The following is a 21,959-nucleotide window of genomic DNA, read 5'->3' as shown; positions in this document are numbered from 1 at the left end:
CTCTATCTTGATTCTTTACGATATCATTTTACCAATATGTCAATGAACTTGTGCCGAGTCAGAACTGATAAATATTTCAGTTACCAACCTGGTATAATACCTTGTGATAATAATTATCTATAGGTATTATCTAGTGGAGAATATCGGAGTCGAACCGATGACCTCTTGCGTGCAAGGCAAGCGCTCTAGCCAGCTGAGCTAATCCCCCATGTACTTCTAGTATGAGGCTTAACTATTGAGTTATGAGTCGTTAAACATTCTCAACATAACCCGCTTCTAGAATTTCCTTTAACTAAATACCAAACAAAAAAAAGTAGTCTTGGGCAGGCTCGAACTGCCGACCTCTACATTATCAGTGTAGCGCTCTAACCAGCTGAGCTACAAGACTATTTAAGATCTGATCTTAGTCTTTTTTATTTTAAAATTAACAGCAGAGTAAAATTACACTTCCTTCTGTAACTTAACACCATCTTCTCTAGAAAGGAGGTGTTCCAGCCGCACCTTCCGGTACGGCTACCTTGTTACGACTTAGCCCTAGTTACTAGTTTTACCCTAGGCAGCTCCTTGCGGTAACCGACTTCAGGCACCCCCAGCTTCCATGGCTTGACGGGCGGTGTGTACAAGGCCCGGGAACGTATTCACCGGATCATGGCTGATATCCGATTACTAGCGATTCCAGCTTCACGGAGTCGAGTTGCAGACTCCGATCCGAACTGTGATATGGTTTATAGATTCGCTCCTATTCGCATAGTGGCTGCTCATTGTCCATACCATTGTAGCACGTGTGTGGCCCAGGACGTAAGGGCCGTGATGATTTGACGTCATCCCCACCTTCCTCACGGTTTGCACCGGCAGTCTCGCTAGAGTCCTCAGCTTTACCTGCTAGCAACTAACGATAGGGGTTGCGCTCGTTATAGGACTTAACCTGACACCTCACGGCACGAGCTGACGACAACCATGCAGCACCTTGTGAAATGTCCGAAGAAAAAGCTATCTCTAGCCCTGTCATTCCACATTTAAGCCCTGGTAAGGTTCCTCGCGTATCATCGAATTAAACCACATGCTCCACCGCTTGTGCGGGCCCCCGTCAATTCCTTTGAGTTTCAATCTTGCGATCGTACTCCCCAGGTGGGACACTTATCACTTTCGCTTAGTCACTGAATCTAAATCCAACAACTAGTGTCCATCGTTTACGGCGTGGACTACCAGGGTATCTAATCCTGTTCGCTCCCCACGCTTTCGTCCATGAGCGTCAGTATATACGTAGTAGACTGCCTTCGCAATCGGTATTCTGTGTAATATCTATGCATTTCACCGCTACACTACACATTCTATCTACTTCCGTATAACTCAAGTCAACCAGTATCAAAGGCAGTTCTACAGTTAAGCTGTAGGATTTCACCTCTGACTTAATTGACCGCCTGCGGACCCTTTAAACCCAATGATTCCGGATAACGCTTGCACCCTCCGTATTACCGCGGCTGCTGGCACGGAGTTAGCCGGTGCTTATTCTTACGGTACCGTCAAGGTCGTACACGTACGACTGTTTCTTCCCGTATAAAAGCAGTTTACAACCCATAGGGCAGTCTTCCTGCACGCGGCATGGCTGGTTCAGGCTTGCGCCCATTGACCAATATTCCTCACTGCTGCCTCCCGTAGGAGTCTGGTCCGTGTCTCAGTACCAGTGTGGGGGATAATCCTCTCAGACCCCCTACCTATCGTTGCCATGGTAAGCCGTTACCTCACCATCTAGCTAATAGGACGCATAGTCATCTTGTACCAATAAATCTTTAATATACAACCGATGCCAATCATATATATTATGGAGTATTAATCTTCATTTCTAAAGGCTATCCTCCTGTACAAGGCAGATTCTATACGCGTTACGCACCCGTGCGCCGGTCGTCAGCAAGTAGCAAGCTACTCCTGTTACCCCTCGACTTGCATGTGTTAAGCCTGCCGCTAGCGTTCATCCTGAGCCAGGATCAAACTCTTCATTGTATAATCTTTAATATTATTTAATGTCAAGTCTTCAAAAGAATTTTCAAGTGGTAAACCCTAAAGCTTACCGTGGTAATTCTACTCTAATTACGCTGTCAATTTCAATATTTTCAATGAACTTGTTAACCCAAAATAATCAATATAATCTCAATCAATATCTCAAATTAAACTCTTGTAGAAATGCTAGAATCGAACTAACTGATAAACTAATTATCATTCCAAAATTTCTGTGATCGTGTCGCTCTCCGTAAGCGGATGCAAAACTAAAAACTTTTTTAAAAATAACAAACATTTTTGAAAGTTTTTTTTAGTTTTTTTTCAGAACAGCCGAAGTCAAATTAAAACCTCAAACAAACTAAAAAAAAGCAGACAATTACTAATTATCTTACCCCCTTTATAACTCTAAAACAACACGCTAAATCAATGAACTTGCTAACCCTTTTACTATGCGTTTTTCGCGTTAGCGGTTGCAAACATACAACCATTTTTTATTCTAACAAGACTTTTTTTAACCTTTTTTTAAACCAAACAAAAAAATAGCTTAACCTGAGTTAATTACCTTTTTCAGTTTTAATCGCTACTTCTTTTTTCTACCCCTACTCCTCCCAAACATCTTCTTATAAAAACTTACATCAATCGTTCCTTTACGCTCTGAAACTATATGCCTATATGGCTTGTTTAACTTAGGCTCTTGATAAACTAAAGACTCATTAATCAATGAACGTTGAATTACATCCTCTATTAAATAGTCTTCATTTTCAGTTTCAGGTTTGTATTTTGATTTTAAAGATAGTTTAAACAAATTTGCTGTAGTGTTGTACCAAAATGCTTTCCAGCCACTTCTCAAAGACTTTATATTATTAAAAGCAGTTCTACCTGTTTGTCTATGTATAAGTTTGAGTAGAATTCTTCCCTCAGTCCGTGTAAGCTTTTTTAACCTGGAAGTTAATTCTTCTTCTAAATATTCCTGGACAGTTTTTATATATCTTCTTTTTTTTCTTTTCGATTTTATTTTCTCTAGTCGTAAATTTAGACTATCTAGTCTTTTGGCTGCTAATACAGCATATGGGTATGCCCTATGTACTTTTCTTTTAAACCACATGTAATATCTTAGATCTATTGTTGATTTAAACTTATGCTTCGGCAGTATTGACACCTCGTTAAGGTGAATCATAAGAGAATCCGCTTCCTGTAAATAATTGTAACTATTTTCAAGTTGTAGAAAGTCTTCTTCTTTTGTTTGGCTATTTGCGACTAAACCGAATAATAGAACATATAAAATTAAAATACTTTTCATTACAGTGGACAAACCATTTTCAAAAGAAAATATTAATAAACCAAAGGTAATTATTTTAAATTTTATAAAATTTCAATTTTAACTTTTTTATTACATATATTTGTTTCTATGGTACAAATTAAAACATATGATGCCATTAAAATTTCCTGTGATATTTCTTCAGAATTAGAGGATAATTTAGTTGTAGAAGCGCCTCTTCAGATCAATATTAATAGTCAACCCTATACAGTTGTTATGCGAACACCTGGAAATGATAAATACCTCATACAAGGATTACTCTTTGCTGAAGATATATACAAAAAACCTTCTCCAATAAAAATTGAAAATTTTAACAATAAAGAAAGTTTTGGCACTATCATTAATGTTATTATAGCAAAAATTGATTTAGGAAATGGGTATTTAAATAAAAGAACATTGCTTTCTGTCTCATCATGTGGTATTTGTGGAAAAAAGGAAATCAATGATATAAAAATTAAAGAAACTCCAATTACAAAAAAAATTCATTTAACTTTTTCTGAAATAAAGCAAATGTTCGCTACAATGAATTCTACTCAAACGGTCTTTCAATTAACAGGAGGTAGTCATGCAAGTGCTGTATTCAATAAAAACAAAAACTTACTTACTTCAATGGAAGATATTGGTAGGCATAATGCTGTTGATAAATGTATAGGATACCTAATACAATCAAATAAACTGAATGAAGCTACCATAATTTTAGTTAGTGGAAGAGTTTCTTATGAAATTATTAGTAAAGCTTTTTTTGCTAAAATTCCAATTATCATTGCTGTTTCTGCTTGTTCTTCTTTGGCTGTTGACTTTGCTAAAGAATTTGGAATATGTTTAATTGGTTTTACAAGAAATAAAAAAATGACAATTTACTCACATCCTCATACTATTCATTCATTATGAGTACAAAAAAAACAAATGCACAACCTCCAGAAAAGCATACTGGAATTAATCTAAAAAAAATACCTGCAAAAGCGGTTGGTGCAACTGCTATAAAGTCAGCTCTAAAACATATTATTTCAGAGGTGGGTATTACAAAGGGGGCTAGTTTATTAAAAAACATGAACCAAACTTATGGTTTCGATTGTCCAGGTTGCGCTTGGCCTGACCCAGATGAAAAGAGAGCTTTTTTAGCTGAATATTGCGAAAATGGAGCTAAAGCAATTGCTGAAGAAGCTACAAAAAATAAAGTTAGTCCAATGTTCTTAGCAACACATTCTGTACAAGAGCTTTCTGAATGGTCTGACTTTGAAATTGGAAAAAGTGGCAGAATAACTGCACCCATGTTACTAAAGGAAGGAAATGCCAATTATGAAGAAATATCATGGGAAAAGGCCTTCACTCTAATAGGAGATCATTTAAATAATTTAAAATCTCCCGATGAAGCAATATTTTACACTTCAGGAAGAACAAGTAACGAAGCTGCATTTTTATACCAGCTTTTTGCTCGTCAATATGGCACAAATAATTTGCCTGATTGTTCTAATATGTGTCATGAAAGTAGTGGTAGTGGGCTATCACAAACCCTAGGTATTGGAAAAGGGTCAGTAACTCTTGATGATTTTAATCATGCCGATTTAGTAATTGTCATTGGACAAAATCCAGGAACAAACCATCCAAGAATGTTAACTGCATTAAGTGAAACAAAAAAAAAAGGTGGTAAAATCATAACCATAAACCCTCTTTCTGAAGTTGGGCTTATGAATTATGTCGACCCTCAAAATCCTTTAAAATGGTTCGGAAATGGTCAAAAATTGACAGATTATTTTCTTCAAATAAAAATAAATGGTGACGTTGCCTTATTAAAAATTATAATGAAGTTAATGAAGCAAAAAGAAGAAGAGCGTCCAGGTTCCGTGTTTAACCATGATTTTATTAAAAATCAAACTCATGGTTTTGATGATCTCATGGAAAATCTTGATTCTTATTCCATAGATCAACTTTTACCCCAAACGGGATTAACACTTGAAGAAATCAAAAAAGCCTCTGAACTTATTATTAATAATGAAAATATTATTATTTGTTGGGCTATGGGACTTACGCAACATAAAAATGGAGTTGATAATATAAGAGAGGTCGTTAATTTACTTCTTTTAAAAGGGAGTATTGGAAAAAAAGGTGCAGGAACATGTCCTGTTCGTGGTCATTCTAATGTTCAAGGCGACCGTACTATGGGAATTTGGGAAAAGCCTAAGTTATCCTTTTTAAATGCGTTGGAAAAAGAATTTAAATTTAACACGCCAAAAAAACATGGATATGACGTTGTTGGAGCTATTGAAGCCATGCATAAAAAAAAGGCAAAAGTATTCATAGCAATGGGAGGTAATTTTATTTCAGCAGCTCCAGACACCGAATTTACTGCATCAGCAATGAGAAATTGTAATTTAACTGTTCATGTTTCTACAAAATTAAATAGAAGTCATTTGATACATGGTAAACAAGCTTTAATTCTACCCTGCTTAGGAAGATCTGAAAAAGATGTTCAAAATGGAATTGAACAATTTATTTCCGTTGAAAATTCAATGGGAATTGTACATAAATCGAAAGGGCATCTTCCTCCCTGTTCTTCTCTTTTATTGAGTGAGCCTAAGATTATCGCTGGTATAGCAGAAAAAACATTAAAAAACACTAAGGTAAATTGGAAAAAGCTGTCTTCAAACTATGATTTGATAAGAAATAAAATTGAAGCAACTATTAATGGTTTTGAAAATTATAATGAAAGAATTCGTAAAAAAGGAGGTTTTTATCTTCCTAATAATGCTCGAAAAGGAGACTTCTCTTCTACTTCAACAGGTAGAGCTAATTTTACTTTAAATAAAACTTCGGATATTATTTTACGTGATGATCAATTCATTTTAATGACGATAAGAACCCACGATCAATATAATACAACAATCTACGGTTTAGATGATAGATATAGAGGGGTGTATAATGAAAGAAGAGTTGTTTTTATGAACCCAGAAGATGTGAAAAAATTTAAACTTAAAAAATTAGATAAGATTAATTTAATTAGTCATTTTCAAGATGAAAAAAGGATTGCAAAATACTTTTTAGTCATACCCTATAATATACCTAAGAACTGCATGGCTACTTACTTTCCAGAAGCTAACGTTTTAATACCTATAAAAAACAAAGCAAGAATTAGTAACACACCTGCCTCTAAAGGAGTTATCATCAGTATTGAGAAGTCAAATTAAAAAAGATTTGTATTTTTGTATCCTAAACCAACTTTAAAGAACAAAGTATGCCTTTTATCGAAGAATCAAAGTACCAATTAATGCAAGAAGACATTGATAATGCAAAATTAAAACTAGAAGAAAAAGAAAAGGAATTAAGCGATATGCAAGAAAATATTCAGCATCAAAAGCAAAAAGCTAGAACAATTGCTGTTATTTTGGGGCTTCTTTTAGGTCTTGCAATAGGAATTATATTTTTTATGCCAAGAATCGGTGGTGAAAAGGGTAATAAAAAAATTGATGTAACTAAAATTAAAGCACAAGAAGCAAAAAGAGTTATAGATAGTATTTCCAATTCTACTAGTTCTTATGAAGATGAAGACTTAAATCAAGAAAATACAAGTATTGATGACGATATTAGCAACATTGAAGAGAATTATAATGGACAAACTGTATATTCTGTTCAAATCGGAATTTTTTCCAAAAATAGACATCCTTTGATATCAGAAAACACTTTAGTTGGAATCGCATCAAAAAATGATGAATTATTTAAATACTCAATAGGTTTATTTGAAGCACTTAGTGAAGCAAAAAAGATGAAAACTGAATTAGTTAAAATAGGGTTTCAAGATGCTTTTGTCGCTTCTTACATTAACGGAGAACGACAGAAAATACATCATTAAATTGACTTAATTAATATACATGTTAAAAAATTTAATAAAAAAAGCACTCACCTTTAGTTTAGGATTGAGTGCTTATTTGTTGCAAGGACAAGACCAAATTCCTCTTTTTAAAACTCAAAACGCATTCGGCCAAATAGATTTTTTATCGGTAAATATGCCTAAAAAAGAAGTTAATATGGGGTTTTCAGGAGTTCATTATAACTTAAAAATAAATGATTGGAGCTATGCTGGATTAGGTATGTATAGTTCCATTAGTGGTATTAGAGGTGGTTTTTTTACGCTAGGCGTTAATGCAGGAATTCAAAAAAAATTAACAAATAAACTATTTTTAGATTCTGGTATTCATTTTGGCGGCGGCGGCGGTGCATCCGCACCTGATGGTGGCGGTGCTTTTATTCTTCCTCATATAAATCTTGGCTATAACTTTGACTATTTTTCAATTAATGCTGGTTACAGTTATATTAACTTTTTTGATGAAGGACTCATAAAAAGTAATCAGTTTAATATAGCTCTTCAAATACCTCTTTCATTCAATTACACTACATTTAATAATAAAGAAATTAGTTGTTCAATAGAAAAATTAAAAGCAACTGATTGGGGAAACATCCCTGTAAATAAAAACTCCTTATTTGTACATTTAAATAATATGAATGTAACTAAAGGAAACTATAACGGAAAAACAATTCATTTAGCTGGTTTTGAATTTAATTCATACCTAAATGATAACTTTTTCTATTTTATAAAATCAGATGGTGCGTATAAAGGTATTAAAGCAGGATATATGGACCTTTTTATAGGAGCTGGATATCAACTTTATTTTAATAAAAAACGCACAAATATTCTGACTAAATTTGGTATTGGTGCAGGTGGTGGTGGTGGTGTAGATACGCAAGGAGGCTTTTTGCTTTATCCCGATATTTCTCTAGAACAAAAACTTTTTGACAATATATATTTTTCTTTAAACAAAGGCTATGTATTAAGTCCAAATACTCATTTTTCAGCATCTTCATTTGGATATGGATTAAAATATTATGTTGATAAAGATGGAGCATCTTCTAACCAGAGTACTTATTCCTTAGGAAAGTTTAAAGGCATTGAAGCCATCATAAAACAAGATTTTTACACTGATGCTCAAAGAGATAAGAACAAAAGACAGGATTTACATCAAATATCTTTTCAAGTTAATTTTTTCTTAAACGAGCATATATTTGTAGCAGGTCAAGCCGCTTTTGCTAATTTTGGAGATGCGGGAGCCTATGCTGAAGGAATTGTTGGGCTTGGTATAAAATCCAATCGATTCTTTAGAAATTCAACATATATCTTCACTCAAATGCTAGGAGGTGCTGCTGGTGGTGGTGGTATTAGTACTGGTCAAGGACTCATTCTTAAACCCAGTATAGGCTTAGATTTCAAATTAAATAGAATGTTAAGTTTTAGGCTTGGAACAGGATTTATAAAAGCTAAAAGAGGCGCCTTAGATACTTCTATCTTTAACCTTGGTATTAATTATAAATTTTCATTTTTAAGCATGAAAAATTAACAAGTAACTAACTATAGAATATCTTATTTTAGTTTTATCATTAGTTTGTTATTTTAAGCTGGGCTCAAGTTAAAATTGAAATTAAATATTGTTTTAACGTTTATAAAACAATATGTTTGTAATTATATCCACTGAATTATGTTTTTCTCTGATTTTCAAAATCAAATTAGTCATTTTAAGCAACGTTCTCTCGGGGGAGTTACTTCACAATTAAAGTTAGCTCCTGAAATTCGTCTAAGATATACAGAAGCAATGATACTAGATAGAAACCCCAGAGAGGCAGCTGTTTTAGCATTGTTTTATCCCAATGAAAATAATGATACCACATTTTTATTAACAAAACGTGCTAGTTACAAAGGAACTCATTCCGCGCAAGTAAGTTTCCCTGGAGGAAAGCCTGATCCTATTGATTTAAATTTAAAAAGCACAGCTTTGAGAGAGGCTAATGAGGAAATCGGTATTAATCATAATGAAATAACAATTATTCGTAGGCTATCCGATACCTATATACCACCTAGTAATTTCTTAGTTGCTCCTTTTATAGGTTATTGTAATCGGAAACCAATTTTTAAACCAAATTATGAAGTTGCTGAAATAATAGAGGTTTCAGTAAAGGAATTATTAAATGAATCTAATGTCATATATACACCTATGAGTACTTCATATATGGATAATGTTGAAGTACCTAGCTTTAAATTAAATGGTTATATTGTTTGGGGAGCTACGGCAATGATATTATCTGAAATTAAAGATTTAATTAAATTATAACATTTTTCTTTTTCTTTTGTAATTTAGCATTTTACTAACAAAAACAACATATATGCCCCTATTCAAAAGGAATCCGTTTGGACATATTTTATGGATAAAAAAATGGTTAATTCGTATCTTAGGTATCATCTCTCATGGAAGGTATCGAAGATTTAACGAACTCCAAATAGAGGGCTCTGAAATTATACGTCAACTTCCAGATCAGAACGTTCTTTTCATATCTAATCACCAAACTTATTTTGCTGATGTAGCTGCAATGTTTCATGTATTTAATGCTGCTCTAAAGGGGCGAATTGATAATATCAAAAATATTGGATATATCTGGCATCCGAAACTTAATATATACTATATAGCTGCTGGAGAAACCATGAGATCAGGATTATTACCAAAAATATTTGCATATACTGGATCCGTATCAATTGATAGAACGTGGAGAAGTGGTGGAAAAAATATTAATCGTCAAGTAAAGTTGTCTGACATTTCAAATATAGGAAAAGCTTTAGATGATGGTTGGGTTGTTACATTTCCTCAAGGTACAACTACCGCTTTCAAACCAATAAGAAGAGGTACTGCTCATATTATCAAAACTTATAAACCTATTGTAGTACCTATTGTTATTGATGGATTTAGAAGATCTTTTGATAAAAAAGGATTACAAATCAAAAAACGTAATGTATTGCAATCAATGATTATAAAAGAACCTTTAGAAATTGATTATGAAAATGAAAACATACAAAGTATTGTAGAAAAAATTGAATATGCAATTGAGCAGCATCCCTCTTTTCTAAAAGTTCTTACTCCTTTGCAAATTAAAGAACAAGAAGAACTTAATGAGAAACGTAAGTTTTGGTGCTAATTTAATTATAAATCTTACACTTATTCAAACTAATTAAATACATAATAATGGATTCAAAATCAATTCTCAATAAGAAATCTATTGAATTTTTAGAAAAATATTTAAATAACGCATCACCTACAGGATACGAGTGGGAGGGTCAAAAAATTTGGATGAATTACCTGAAACCTTATGTTGATGAATTCATTACAGACACATATGGTTCCGCTGTAGGAGTCATAAACCCTGAAGCTAAATATAAGGTAGTCATTGAGGGGCATGCTGATGAAATCTCTTGGTACGTTAATTATATTTCTGATAACGGCTTGATTTATGTGATACGAAATGGAGGTAGTGATCATCAAATTGCTCCTAGTAAAATAGTTAATATTCATACCAAAAACGGAATCGTAAAAGGTGTATTTGGGTGGCCTGCAATACATACAAGGAATAGAGCTAAAGAAGAAGCACCAAAGCCTGATAATATTTTTATTGATTGCGGATGCTCTAATAAGGAAGAAGTTGAAAAGCTAGGTATTCATGTAGGTTGTGTTATTACTTATCCCGATGAATTTCATATTCTAAACGAAAACAAATTTATTTGTAGAGCACTTGATAATCGAATGGGAGGCTTTATGATAGCTGAAGTAGCTAGATTATTACATGAAAATGGTAAGAAACTTCCTTTCGGCCTATATATTACCAACTCCGTTCAAGAAGAAATCGGATTAAGAGGAGCCGAAATGATTACGCAAACAATTAAACCTAATGTTGCTATCGTCACAGATGTGACTCATGATACGACAACACCAATGATTGATCAAAAAAAAGAAGGACATTTAGAGCTTGGTAAAGGACCTGTTGTAGCTTATGCTCCTGCAGTTCAACAAAAGCTAAGAGATTTAATTATAGACACTGCTGAAGAGAAAAAAATACCTTTTCAACGTTCTGCTTTATCGAGAGCAACTGGTACCGATACTGATGCATTTGCATATAGTAATGGAGGCGTAGCATCAGCACTTATATCCTTACCACTTCGCTACATGCACACCACCGTTGAAATGGTTCACAAAGAGGATGTTGAAAATGTTATTAAAATGATATATGAGAGCCTTCTAAAAATTAAAGAAGGCGAGAATTTCTCGTATTTCAAATAATAAATAAAAAACGTTGCTGTAAAATTGTCAGTAGCGTTTTTTTTACTTCTAGCTATAATTAGCCTTTTATAAAAAATACGTCAAAAGTTTATTAAAAATTGTATTTGACTTAAAATATATTATCGTTAATTTAAATAACAACAGTATGGATGAATTAATTGACATTGTTGATAAAAAAGGTAATTATACAGGAAAAACATGTTGGAAATCTGAGGCACATAAATATGGATATTATCATATTACCGCTCATGTATGGTTATACACATTAGATAAAAAAATATTACTTCAAAAAAGAGCTTTAACCAAAAAAGTTTATCCAGGTATATGGGATATTTCTGTTGCTGGACATGTATCTGCTGGTGAAAAAATAGAAATAGCTGCAATAAGGGAAGCTAAAGAAGAAATTAATTTTATTATCAAACCAGAAAAGTTACATAAAATTGATGTTCGTAGGCATAAGGTTACGCACAGAAATGGCATAATTGATAATGAATTTCATCATGTATTTATTTCTGAACTAACTGATCATATAGAAAATTTAAGAATTCAAAAACTTGAAGTAGATGATGTAAAACTGTTTGATTTGACTATTTTAAATGAAATAAGTAAACACGAAGGTATTTTGTTACCTGAATACCAAAATTACTATTCTTTTGTTTATAATAAAATTAAAGATATTTTAGCATAAACACTATTGTAAAACTAAATCCTCCTATCCTACTGCTTTTGGCAATAAAATAGTTATTTTAGTACCTTTATTTAACTCGCTTTCAAAATTAATGCTTCCTTTATTTTTCTTTATTAAAGTTTGACATAATAAAATTCCTAGTCCGACTCCTTTTGACCGATTAATTTTTTCAATACTAAGATCTTTTAATGCGTTTATTTTCTCTAATTTTTGAGGCAAAATACCTTGACCTGTATCTTTAATTTCTATTTTTACTTTATCATCAGTAAAAACCCCAGCCCTTATTTTAATTTCGCCTTTATTCAATATATATTTAAGAGAGTTATCTAATAGGTTTCTTAAAACTATTTTGATAGATTCCTTATCTATGTAAACCAAAACATTATCTAATTCGGTTACAATTTTAACTTGCCTCATTTCTATGAAAACTAAATAATCATGCAATACGTGTTTAATAAGTGGTTTTAAAGAATATTCTTTAGCACTAAACATCAATTGATTACTTTGTTCTAAAGACCAATGGAGTATATTATTTAATAAGTGGCTTGTACTATCCGTTACAAAGATCGCCTTGTCATTCGCTTGTTTAATTCCAGCTAAATCATTTGATTCAATACAAGATTTTAGAATTAAATGTTGCTTTTTAATAGCATTCATCGGAGATCTTAAATCATGAGAAACTACAGCAAATAAATAATCTTTCGTATTATTTGCTATTTTTAAATCTTCTTTCTGTAACGTAATTAATTGGTTCTTTTTTTTTAGTTTGTGATATAAATTCCATAGAACTCCTATAAAAACAATCAACACAGCAGCTCCTAAAAGTAATATTTTTTGTATATTTTTTTGTCTTTTTAATTCTTTTTCTTGAGGTGAAAGCTCGTGAACAACATTAAAAGAATTTAAATTATTAGTAACTTCGAATAAACCATTGCTAATAAATCTATCTTTTCTGTATTTTATTTCTTTTTCTTTTAGTATACCCCCTTCAATACTAGATGGAACCTGTGTTATTGATTTAACTACACCAATTGAAATAAACTCTAAACGAGGAATTTCTAAATCTATTAAATTTATAAAACGATCATTTATTTTAATATGAGGAAATTCTTCAATTTCATTTACATACTTTAAAAAATTTGTCGCTCCACTAGAATAGGTAGAAAAATAAACTAAAAAAAATAAACTAAGTAGTTTTCTAATTAGCTGCATTGGAAAATAGAATAGCCGTTCCTAAATCAATTTTTGAACTTCTATTTGTATTTTGATTATTTAAAATGTCTGTAGTAATAGAATCAATAATTGCATAAAGTGAGGGTTCTGTATTGAGGAAGTCATTTTGTCTCCCTTTTTCTACTAAATATTCGAACGTATTTTTACACGGAAAAATAAGGTTAAATTTATTTAGGGGTGCTTCAACATTGAAAAAATAATTGTATTTTTTCTCCCATCCCGTTAATAATTTTTTAGAAAAAATTTCTTTTTTATTGTAATTAATCTTACAAACAAACCCCCTCTTAAGTTTTCGTTTATTGTTTGCAATTTTCATAATAGTTTGGCTTTTTAGTTTGATCAAATTTACAATAAAATTTCAATTATTTTAAAAAAAACAGTGACGTTTGTTTTATCAACAACTAAAAAAACTCCTTTTAAAACCTTTCCTCATCAATTGTCCTAAATGTTAAATTTATTCTTGGTTGTTGTACTTTTTTTGTAGATGGTAAACTATGCAACCAATTTTTTTGTGTACTTCCTTTCATTACAAGAAGTGACCCATTTTGTAGATTTAGAGAAACTGTATTTTTATTTTTTTTATGCTTAAAAACAAATTTACGCTCTGCTCCTAATGACAAAGATGCAATAGTTCCAAACTGTTTTAAGTCTTTTTCATCATCTGAGTGCCATCCCATACCTTCAGATCCACTATGATATAAATTTAACAAACATGAATTATATGTTTCTTTCGTCTTTTCTTCTACCAGTTCTTTTAATTCCAATAAATCTTCAGTAAAAAGTGTTGCTACTTTTGTCATATTTGAATAAGAATATTTAAAAGGCTTTTCAGCATACCAAGCTACTTTTCTTTTAGTTACAATTCGTCTTCCAAAAATTAAAACCTCGTCATTTATCCATTCAATATTTTTCATTAGCCTTTCAAAATACGTTTTAGTCTCTTCTTTTTCTAGAATCATACCATGATAGAAGACCCTACCATCTTCTGGTAATAAATTGTCAGAAATATCATTAAATTGAGAAAAAAGATCCATTTTTTTAGCTAAATTAATATTAACAAATTTAAGGTTTTTGCTTGTTATTTTTCCCATAGCTAAATGCTGCAACAAAAAAGTTTTATTTGTTTCTTGGCATTCGGTTTTCTATTTTTGCTCTTGTTTAATTCAAGGCTTAATGGAACATTTTATAGTATCAGCAAGAAAGTATCGCCCTCAAACCTTTACAGATGTAGTAGGTCAACAAGCGATTACAAATACACTAGAAAATGCCATTAAGAATAATCATTTAGCCCAAGCTTTATTGTTCACAGGGCCAAGGGGTGTTGGGAAAACTTCTTGTGCTAGAATTCTTGCTAAAAGAATTAATGAAGAAGCGTCTCAAAGTAATGAAGATGATGAGGATTTCGCTTTTAATATTTTTGAATTAGACGCAGCATCGAATAATTCAGTAGACGATATCAGAAACTTAACTGACCAAGTTAGAATTCCTCCACAAACAGGAAAATATAAGGTTTATATTATTGATGAAGTTCACATGCTATCTCAAGCTGCTTTTAACGCTTTCCTAAAAACACTTGAAGAACCTCCTGCTCATGCTATTTTCATTTTAGCTACTACAGAAAAACACAAAATTATACCTACAATTTTATCAAGATGTCAGATATTTGATTTTAAAAGAATTAGTGTTTTTGACGCTAAAGAATATTTAAAAACTATTTGTTCTAAGGAGAATATTAACGCTGAGGATGATGCACTTCATATAATTGCTCAAAAAGCAGATGGAGCAATGCGTGATGCTTTGTCTATATTTGATAGAGTAGTAAGCTTTTCTGGAAATAACTTAACGAGAGGAGCTGTCAATCAAAACCTTAATGTTTTAGATTATGACATCTATTTTTCATTAACCGATTTGCTTATAGAAAACAAAATTCCTGAAATTTTGATAGCTTATAATAATGTTCTGTCGAAAGGTTTTGAAGGAAATCATTTTATAAGTGGTTTAGCTTCACATTTTAGAGATTTACTTGTTTCAAAAGATTCCTCTACAATTTCATTATTAGAGGTTGGTGATTCCGCTAAGAAAAAATACCAAGAGCAAGCCATAAAAGCTACAATGGATTTTTTATTACAAGCTATAGACAAAGCTAATGATTGTGATCTAAAATATAAAACTAGTAAAAATCAGCGATTGCTTGTTGAACTGACCTTAATGCAAATTGCCTCTATCACATTCGATGGAGCAAAAAAAAAATCTAGGAACTACATAATACCAGCTACGTTTTTTACAACTTTAACACCAAAAGTCACCAAACAAAATAAAAAGATTCTAAAGCAATCTAAACAAGAAGTAAATGAAGTTTTAAAAGTAAAAGATTCAAAACCTTTATTAAAAGATGTAAAAAGAAGAACTTCTGCTCTTTCGTTCAAAAGTCTTAGTCAAAAAAAAGAATATAAAAAAGTTGATGAAGAAGAGAACTATGATAATCATCCTCGAACAAATTTTACTCATAAACAACTGAAAGATGCTTGGAAAAAATACTATTTTAATCTACAGGATATTGGTGAGAGAAGTATGGCTTCTATCATCGCGTCAGATGAGCCTAAATTATACGAAAATTATCAAATCGGAATTTCAGTACCTAATGAATTAATGTTTAATCAATTAAACAAAGGAAAACCTAAATTATTACGTTTTTTGAGGGAAAAATTAAACAACTATGGCATTCAGATTATTATAAATTTGAATGAAACTGTAGAAAAAAAGTTTGCTTATACTCCACAAGAAAAGTTCGCGAAATTAAAAGAAAAAAACCCTCTTTTAGAAAAGTTCAAAACGGCTTTTGGTTTGGATCTTTAGAAGATTTTTCTCAGTTATAACTATAAATATTGTTATTTTAAAATAATTCATTCATCAACATTACCGCACTCATTATAATCATCATTCCATCTTCAACAATCGTTACTGTACTCATTGGTAAATTAAAAACATTTCCTAAACAAGCACATTTTATTGTCTTTTTATCTAAAACAGTTTGTAATACTCCTACAATACTAATAGACATCACTAAAAAAGTAATACTACTCGTTATAAGTATATTAAAATTTATTAAAAATGCTATTCCAATTATTAATTCGATAAATGCATAAATATATCCCCAATTGGGAAATTTCTTAGCTACGATATCATACATAGCATAGCTCTCTTTAAAACCCTTTAAATTTAACAGCTTGAAAAATGAAAAAATTAAAAAGAAACAAGCCATAAAATGCCTCATCCACCTGTCTACTCTTAAATTATCAGATATAATTTCAATTAAGCCTGTAGAGCAAAATATGTACAAAAAGATTAATAAAACTGGTTTATATGTCTGAAAAAAAGAATTACTTTTATCATTTGATATACTTTCTGATTTATCAGATATTTTATATTTACTATTTAAAACACTTTGCAAATCAGCTGTAGGAATATTTCTATCCATTCCTATAATTGCTGTACCGTTTTCTTTTGAAATCACAACCGACGTAATACCATTTAAAGAAAAAAGAGAGGTCTTAACTTTAGCTTCACAGCTTCCACAAGTCATTCCCTTTAAGTTATAGTTCTGAGTCATATTATTATCAATTAATAAATAAAATTACTTCTTTTCTGACTTCAATTGCTTGTATAATTTTGGATATAATTTGTAAGATTTATAAGGTTTCGATGGATTTTCGCTTGATAAATTTCGTTTTTTTGAACTGACTTGGACTTAGCCCCGTTACTTTTTTGAATTGATTACTTAAATAAGCTACAGATGAATAATTGAGCTGCAACGCTATTTCACTCAAAGTAAACTCATTATAACCTAATAATTCTTTTACTTTTTCAACTTTTTGCAAAATAAAATACTTTTCAATTGTAATCTTTTCAAATTCAGAAAATATATTGCTCAAAGTACTATAATCTTTATGAATTTCTTGTTTAAGATATTCAGATAATTTTACGTTAAGATTACTATTTTGATTTTGAACTAAATCAATAATGGTAATTTTAACTTTCTCAACAATCATTTCTTTGGAATCAGTTAAAATCTCGAAACCAAAATAATTTAGCCTTTCCTCTAACCTTTTTCTGACAGAACTAATATCCTTTTCTTTTATCTCAACTTCACCTAAAATAACTTTTTTAGGATGTAATCCTATTTCTATAAAAATTGAATTAACAACCATTTTACAGCGACTACAAACCATATTTTTAATAATAATGATCATCTCTTATCCTGAATCAACCGTTTTTAGTTTAACATAAAATCATTACCTAAAAAATAATTAAAATTTAATTTTTCTTCCAAGATATACAATACTATGGTTTCCATTAATAGACGAAGAAATTATTTCTGGAATAATTTCAATATTTCCATTATTTTTAACAAATAAAGGCACTGATTTTTCCTCTTCATAAAGCAAATTCAATTTTTTCTCAAAATCTTCTGGAGATTTCACCTTTACTTCATTCATTTCTGGATAATCCCTTGCACTTTCATTTAAATTGATAAAATCGTGTTTTGGTGTAAAAATCATATCACCATTTTCAGGAATATTTGATTTTACTTCATTCAAAGTCGCAAGTCTATACGTTCCACGTTCCCCATAAATACCAGAAAATTGAGTTATGGCATACTTATTTACTTCATCACTTCCTGTCATGGCTATTAAATAACCAACATCATTTAATTCGGCAGAATCATCAAGTGTTTCTGTGTATATATCAATGTCAAATGCTTCAATACCTAACTCTCTAGAATCTTCGATATAGCTTTTATTTTGATCCAATAATACAACCCTTCTTCCATTATTCATTAAATATTTTGCAATTACTCTTGCTGCATCCGAAGCCCCTATCATTACAATTGCTTCCGAACTTTTTAAAAATACTCCAATAACTTTTGCAAACATTCTTGCTGTAGTTGCATTTAATAGCACTGTTCCTAACACAATCATAAATACTAAAGGAGTAATGTACTCAGCTCCTTCAATTCCCTCTTTCATTAACGTAGAACCAAATAATGAAGCAATTCCTGCTGCTACAATTCCTCTTGGTCCTACCCAACTTATAAATAATTTCTCATTAAGTTTTAGTGTTGATTTATATGTACTCAAGAATACTGCTAAAGGTCTTATCACGAAAACAATTGCTGCGAACAAGAGAGCTGCATTCCAATTGAAAACAAGTAATAATTCACTAATATTCATATTAGCAGCTAAAAGTATGAAAAGTATTGAAATCAATAGTACAGAAAGGGACTCTTTGAAATAAAGCAGTTCATCAAAGCTTTTCAAATTACTATTTGCAATTACCATTCCCATTACAACTACTGACAATAAACCTGATTCATGTGCTAATAAATCAGAGAGAACGAATACAAACAATACCATGGATAGAGAAACAACATTTAATAAATAATGAGGTACTAATTTTTTATTCACAATGAAAATTAAACCATGAGCAAACGTAAAACCAAAAGTAGTGCCAAATAAAACGATCTTACCGAATTCCATTAAAGCTGTTTTAGTAAAACCACTTCCTCCACCAGCACTAATAAACTCAAACATCAGTACAGCTGCTAGAGCGCCAATGGGGTCTATTAAAATTCCTTCCCATTTTAAAACAGCTGCAACATCTTTTTTCAAAGGTATATTTCTTAGTATTGGTGAAATAACAGTGGGTCCAGTAACAATTATAAGGGAAGAAAAAAGCATTGCTATTTCCCATGGTAACTCAAAAAGGTATCTAGCTGCTACAGCTGAAACAATAAACGTAACTGCTGCCCCAATAGTTATTAACTTTGTTATTACAGGACCAACATTTGCTATTTCACTTTTTCTGAGCGTTAAGCCTCCTTCAAAAAGAATTATACTTATCGCTAAAGACACAAAATAAAATAAACCTTCTCCCGGAAAAAGACCTTTAGTACCATTCCATATTGGTTCAATCCATTTATTACCGTCATCACTAAAAAAACCAGCGGCGATAGGTCCAACAAATAAACCTATAAGGATTAAAGGTAATATTGCTGGTATTTTAAACTTCCAAGCAACCCATTGGGCTAATATTCCCAAAATGATAATTCCTGCTAACTCTAACATAAAAATTTTTTAAATTTTTTAAAAATACAGTTTTTAAGTTTTAATTTTTAATAATAATAATTCTTTTTTGCTCGTTACCAAAATTATCAATTGCTTTTATTACGTGAGACCCCGACTTTGGTTTTACTTCTTTTTCATGATAGTCTTCTGTATAGCCTATATATTTATCGTCAATATACCAATAAACTCTTACATTTGGATTTTGATGAGTAAGTTTTAAAACAAGAGAACCTAACTTTCCTTCGTTATTTTTGGTTAATGAAAAGACCGACTTATATTTTGTTGGAAAAAGAAATTCTATTGAATTATTTTCTTGTATTAAACAATCAGTCCTAAAATTTGGTAATGGTTTATAGTCGATATTTTTTTGCTTGTAATAATTTGCCATAAGCGGTGGTAGCGCAAACCATTTTATTGTTTTAATATTTGATATCGCCTCGCAATTACCATGAACTCTATATTTACCTGAATCTTCAACTGTTATTTCTAAATGATATGGGCACGAATTTGCTCTTTTACCGTTTTTAGAAATCATTTTTTTCTCTGAAGGACAAATAGGTAATGCCAAATAACCACTTTTAATACAAATATTCTCCTCGAATAAGCTTTCATATGGCTTAGAAAACCAGTTCGATTTTGGTAATACATCAAATACATTAAACATTAACGGAGCTGCACTGCCAACACCAGTCAAATCTGCTCTTCCTTCACCATCTGAGTTACCAACCCAAACACCTACTACATATTTAGGTGTTGTGCCTATTGCCCACGCATCTTTATTTCCAAAACTTGTACCTGTTTTCCAAGCTATTTTTTGAGATGAATCATAATATTTCCAAGCTTGATCAGTAAGAGGCCTATTAACCTCAGTTAGCGTATTGAGAGTAATGTATGCTGTACCCGCATCAATTGTGGTATACTCTTCTTTACGTATGCCAAAATCAGTTTTTTCATTATCTAGTATAATTGGCTGGATAAATTCATCTGAATAATACTTATTTGATGATTCTTCATAATGATTCACAATACTAGAATACCCCGCAAATGTCTTACATAAATCCCAAAGACTTGCTTCTGCCCCCCCTAATATCAATGACAAACCATAATACTCTGACGATTTATTGATATGCTTAATATGATAAGCATTAATATCATGTCTAAATTTTTCCAAACCATAGGACTTAAGCATTCTAACAGCAGGAATATTTAATGACCTAGTAAGCGCTTCATTTGCAGGTACAAGACCATCATAAGATAAATCAAAATTTTTAGGTGTATAACCTGCTATTTCTGTAGGAATATCAGGTACTAGCTGGGTTGGTAATAATTCTCCTTCTTGGAGCATGTGGGCAAATAAAAATGGTTTTAAAGTACTTCCTGTACTTCTCGGAGCAATTATATTGTTTACATCTTTTTGATGTTTTTTATCTGTTGGAGAGTTTCCTATGTATGATATTACTTTTCGTGTTTTTACATCAATTACCAAAACAGCTAAATTATAAACTTCATTCTGTTTCATTTTTAAATAATGCTGTTTTGAAAGAAAGTTAACCTGTTTTTGAAGTTGAATATCTATTGAACTTTTTACTTTTTGACCTTTCTTTACCTTTGCAATTTCTTGAATGAAATGGTTAGCTATTGTTGGCACAGGATAGGGCTTGTCCGGTAATTCTTCTTCAATTGCTAATTCATAGGTTTCAAAATCAATAATCTTTTTAGCCATCATTTTTTTTAAAAGTCTATTCCGTTTTAATCTCAATTTTTCCTGATTCTTACCTGGATAAATTAAAGATGGGGCATTAGGTAAAACAGCTAACATAGCGCTTTCAGCCCATGATAATTGATGCGGAGGTAAACCAAAATATTTCCATGCAGCCATTTCTAGACCAACTATATTTCCTCCAAAAGGTGCGTTTGAGGCATAAAGATTTAATATTTTATTTTTTGAGTACATAAGTTCTAACCTCGTTGCTAAAACTAACTCTATTAGTTTTTCATAATACGATCTTTTTTGAATTCCTCTGGAAAGTCTAATAACTTGTTGCGTTATTGTACTTCCTCCCCTTACAATTTTATTTGCCTGATAATTTTGTTTTATTGCCTTAGCTATGGAAATAGGATTAAACCCCATATGATGGTAAAAATAACCATCTTCAAACTCCAGAATACATTGTTTAAACTTGAAAGGAACAGAATCTAAATCAGGAAAACGCCACTGTCCATCATCTGCTATAATTGCTCCTAATAAATCTCCATTACTTGAAGTAACAACTGTTGAAGTTGGTAAAAAAAACAAGTTCTTGGGCAAACAAAAATAATATGATACCAAAAAAGCAAAGAATAAGATACTTTTTATTTTATTGCTTTTCAGATAGGTTTTTATTCTTTTCACGTATTTAAATTTTAACAAAAATAAATAATAAAAAAGTGACCTTCTTTATCCCTAATTA

General features: G+C 31.4%; 17 protein-coding genes, 2 tRNA genes and 1 rRNA gene. 9 read left to right on the top strand and 11 right to left on the bottom strand.

The features are described 5' to 3' along the window. Positions 1-134: 134 nt before the first annotated feature. From ACSIGE_RS00760 to ACSIGE_RS00745, 4 genes are all read right to left on the bottom strand, one after another. Positions 135-208 (bottom strand) — tRNA-Ala (locus tag ACSIGE_RS00760). A 106-nt stretch (positions 209-314) separates the two neighbouring features. Then, positions 315-388, bottom strand: a tRNA-Ile gene (locus tag ACSIGE_RS00755). Between the two features lie 91 nt (positions 389-479). After that, a 16S ribosomal RNA gene (locus ACSIGE_RS00750) occupies positions 480-2,001 on the bottom strand. A 577-nt stretch (positions 2,002-2,578) separates the two neighbouring features. Continuing rightward, the gene (locus tag ACSIGE_RS00745; protein ID WP_440880890.1) at positions 2,579-3,298 is read right to left on the bottom strand and encodes a DUF4294 domain-containing protein; all 720 of its coding nucleotides are present in this window, start codon (positions 3,296-3,298) and stop codon (positions 2,579-2,581) included. A gap of 108 nt (positions 3,299-3,406) precedes the next feature. Here ACSIGE_RS00745 and fdhD point away from each other — a divergent pair, with 108 nt between their 5' ends. From fdhD to ACSIGE_RS00705, 8 genes are all read left to right on the top strand, one after another. Beyond that, positions 3,407-4,207 carry a formate dehydrogenase accessory sulfurtransferase FdhD gene (gene fdhD, locus ACSIGE_RS00740; protein WP_440880889.1) on the top strand — a complete coding sequence of 267 codons (801 nt, stop codon included), beginning with the start codon at positions 3,407-3,409 and terminating at the stop codon, positions 4,205-4,207. Next, positions 4,204-6,501: an FdhF/YdeP family oxidoreductase gene (locus tag ACSIGE_RS00735; protein ID WP_440880888.1), complete on the top strand. Its 2,298-nt coding sequence runs from the start codon at positions 4,204-4,206 to the stop codon at positions 6,499-6,501. The genes fdhD and ACSIGE_RS00735 overlap by 4 nt, the downstream gene beginning before the upstream one ends. Positions 6,502-6,548: 47 nt before the next feature. After that, on the top strand, positions 6,549-7,163 hold the full coding sequence (locus ACSIGE_RS00730; protein ID WP_440880887.1) for an SPOR domain-containing protein: 615 nt from the start codon (positions 6,549-6,551) through the stop codon (positions 7,161-7,163). A 19-nt stretch (positions 7,164-7,182) separates the two neighbouring features. After that, entirely contained in the window at positions 7,183-8,703 is a 1,521-nt protein-coding gene (locus ACSIGE_RS00725) for a hypothetical protein (protein WP_440880886.1), read from the top strand. Between the two features lie 138 nt (positions 8,704-8,841). After that, on the top strand, positions 8,842-9,471 hold the full coding sequence (locus tag ACSIGE_RS00720) for an NUDIX hydrolase (protein WP_440880885.1): 630 nt from the start codon (positions 8,842-8,844) through the stop codon (positions 9,469-9,471). A 52-nt stretch (positions 9,472-9,523) separates the two neighbouring features. Then, entirely contained in the window at positions 9,524-10,327 is an 804-nt protein-coding gene (locus ACSIGE_RS00715; RefSeq protein WP_440880884.1) for a lysophospholipid acyltransferase family protein, read from the top strand. A gap of 47 nt (positions 10,328-10,374) precedes the next feature. Continuing rightward, positions 10,375-11,463 carry a M42 family metallopeptidase gene (locus tag ACSIGE_RS00710; protein WP_440880883.1) on the top strand — a complete coding sequence of 363 codons (1,089 nt, stop codon included), beginning with the start codon at positions 10,375-10,377 and terminating at the stop codon, positions 11,461-11,463. A gap of 145 nt (positions 11,464-11,608) precedes the next feature. Then, positions 11,609-12,151: an NUDIX hydrolase gene (locus ACSIGE_RS00705; protein WP_440880882.1), complete on the top strand. Its 543-nt coding sequence runs from the start codon at positions 11,609-11,611 to the stop codon at positions 12,149-12,151. A 24-nt stretch (positions 12,152-12,175) separates the two neighbouring features. Here the strand turns inward: ACSIGE_RS00705 and ACSIGE_RS00700 are convergent, their stop codons facing one another. The 3 genes from ACSIGE_RS00700 to ACSIGE_RS00690 all read right to left on the bottom strand — a co-directional run bounded on the left by ACSIGE_RS00700 (position 12,176) and on the right by ACSIGE_RS00690 (position 14,418). Continuing rightward, positions 12,176-13,363 carry a sensor histidine kinase gene (locus tag ACSIGE_RS00700; RefSeq protein WP_440880881.1) on the bottom strand — a complete coding sequence of 396 codons (1,188 nt, stop codon included), beginning with the start codon at positions 13,361-13,363 and terminating at the stop codon, positions 12,176-12,178. Further along, complete coding sequence (locus ACSIGE_RS00695) at positions 13,350-13,700, bottom strand: hypothetical protein (protein WP_440880880.1); 351 nt, start codon at positions 13,698-13,700, stop codon at positions 13,350-13,352. Before ACSIGE_RS00695 ends, ACSIGE_RS00700 begins: the two co-directional genes overlap by 14 nt. 100 nt (positions 13,701-13,800) lie before the next feature. After that, positions 13,801-14,418, bottom strand: a complete 618-nt coding sequence (locus ACSIGE_RS00690) for an alpha-ketoglutarate-dependent dioxygenase AlkB family protein (protein WP_440882230.1) — start codon at positions 14,416-14,418, stop codon at positions 13,801-13,803. A 139-nt stretch (positions 14,419-14,557) separates the two neighbouring features. Between ACSIGE_RS00690 and dnaX the strand changes: the two genes are divergently transcribed. Beyond that, the gene (dnaX, locus tag ACSIGE_RS00685) at positions 14,558-16,240 is read left to right on the top strand and encodes a DNA polymerase III subunit gamma/tau (RefSeq protein WP_440880879.1); all 1,683 of its coding nucleotides are present in this window, start codon (positions 14,558-14,560) and stop codon (positions 16,238-16,240) included. A gap of 37 nt (positions 16,241-16,277) precedes the next feature. On the opposite strand, the gene ACSIGE_RS00680 is transcribed toward dnaX, so the two are convergent. The 4 genes from ACSIGE_RS00680 to pbpC all read right to left on the bottom strand — a co-directional run bounded on the left by ACSIGE_RS00680 (position 16,278) and on the right by pbpC (position 21,901). Continuing rightward, positions 16,278-16,994: a heavy-metal-associated domain-containing protein gene (locus tag ACSIGE_RS00680; RefSeq protein ID WP_440880878.1), complete on the bottom strand. Its 717-nt coding sequence runs from the start codon at positions 16,992-16,994 to the stop codon at positions 16,278-16,280. Positions 16,995-17,073: 79 nt separating this feature from the next. Continuing rightward, positions 17,074-17,634: a helix-turn-helix domain-containing protein gene (locus ACSIGE_RS00675; protein WP_440880877.1), complete on the bottom strand. Its 561-nt coding sequence runs from the start codon at positions 17,632-17,634 to the stop codon at positions 17,074-17,076. A 57-nt stretch (positions 17,635-17,691) separates the two neighbouring features. Beyond that, positions 17,692-19,509 carry a cation:proton antiporter gene (locus ACSIGE_RS00670; RefSeq protein WP_440880876.1) on the bottom strand — a complete coding sequence of 606 codons (1,818 nt, stop codon included), beginning with the start codon at positions 19,507-19,509 and terminating at the stop codon, positions 17,692-17,694. 40 nt (positions 19,510-19,549) lie between these two features. After that, complete coding sequence (pbpC, locus tag ACSIGE_RS00665; protein ID WP_440880875.1) at positions 19,550-21,901, bottom strand: penicillin-binding protein 1C; 2,352 nt, start codon at positions 21,899-21,901, stop codon at positions 19,550-19,552. Between the last annotated feature and the right edge of the window lie 58 nt (positions 21,902-21,959).

This window comes from Tenacibaculum profundi (assembly GCF_052050075.1).
Taxonomy (GTDB): domain Bacteria; phylum Bacteroidota; class Bacteroidia; order Flavobacteriales; family Flavobacteriaceae; genus Polaribacter.
The sequence above is the reverse complement of the archived record's forward strand: the minus strand, read 5'-3'. Positions and strand labels throughout refer to the sequence as shown.

Bases quoted from the DNA above. Each gene is read 5' to 3' on its own strand.
- ACSIGE_RS00745 (WP_440880890.1), bottom strand. From the start codon at position 3,298: ATGAAAAGTATTTTAATTTTATATGTTCTATTATTCGGTTTAGTCGCA.
- fdhD (WP_440880889.1), top strand. From the start codon at position 3,407: ATGGTACAAATTAAAACATATGATGCCATTAAAATTTCCTGTGATATT.
- ACSIGE_RS00735 (WP_440880888.1), top strand. From the start codon at position 4,204: ATGAGTACAAAAAAAACAAATGCACAACCTCCAGAAAAGCATACTGGA.
- ACSIGE_RS00730 (WP_440880887.1), top strand. From the start codon at position 6,549: ATGCCTTTTATCGAAGAATCAAAGTACCAATTAATGCAAGAAGACATT.
- ACSIGE_RS00725 (WP_440880886.1), top strand. From the start codon at position 7,183: ATGTTAAAAAATTTAATAAAAAAAGCACTCACCTTTAGTTTAGGATTG.
- ACSIGE_RS00720 (WP_440880885.1), top strand. From the start codon at position 8,842: ATGTTTTTCTCTGATTTTCAAAATCAAATTAGTCATTTTAAGCAACGT.
- ACSIGE_RS00715 (WP_440880884.1), top strand. From the start codon at position 9,524: ATGCCCCTATTCAAAAGGAATCCGTTTGGACATATTTTATGGATAAAA.
- ACSIGE_RS00710 (WP_440880883.1), top strand. From the start codon at position 10,375: ATGGATTCAAAATCAATTCTCAATAAGAAATCTATTGAATTTTTAGAA.
- ACSIGE_RS00705 (WP_440880882.1), top strand. From the start codon at position 11,609: ATGGATGAATTAATTGACATTGTTGATAAAAAAGGTAATTATACAGGA.
- ACSIGE_RS00700 (WP_440880881.1), bottom strand. From the start codon at position 13,363: ATGCAGCTAATTAGAAAACTACTTAGTTTATTTTTTTTAGTTTATTTT.
- ACSIGE_RS00695 (WP_440880880.1), bottom strand. From the start codon at position 13,700: ATGAAAATTGCAAACAATAAACGAAAACTTAAGAGGGGGTTTGTTTGT.
- ACSIGE_RS00690 (WP_440882230.1), bottom strand. From the start codon at position 14,418: ATGGATCTTTTTTCTCAATTTAATGATATTTCTGACAATTTATTACCA.
- dnaX (WP_440880879.1), top strand. From the start codon at position 14,558: ATGGAACATTTTATAGTATCAGCAAGAAAGTATCGCCCTCAAACCTTT.
- ACSIGE_RS00680 (WP_440880878.1), bottom strand. From the start codon at position 16,994: ATGACTCAGAACTATAACTTAAAGGGAATGACTTGTGGAAGCTGTGAA.
- ACSIGE_RS00675 (WP_440880877.1), bottom strand. From the start codon at position 17,634: ATGATCATTATTATTAAAAATATGGTTTGTAGTCGCTGTAAAATGGTT.
- ACSIGE_RS00670 (WP_440880876.1), bottom strand. From the start codon at position 19,509: ATGTTAGAGTTAGCAGGAATTATCATTTTGGGAATATTAGCCCAATGG.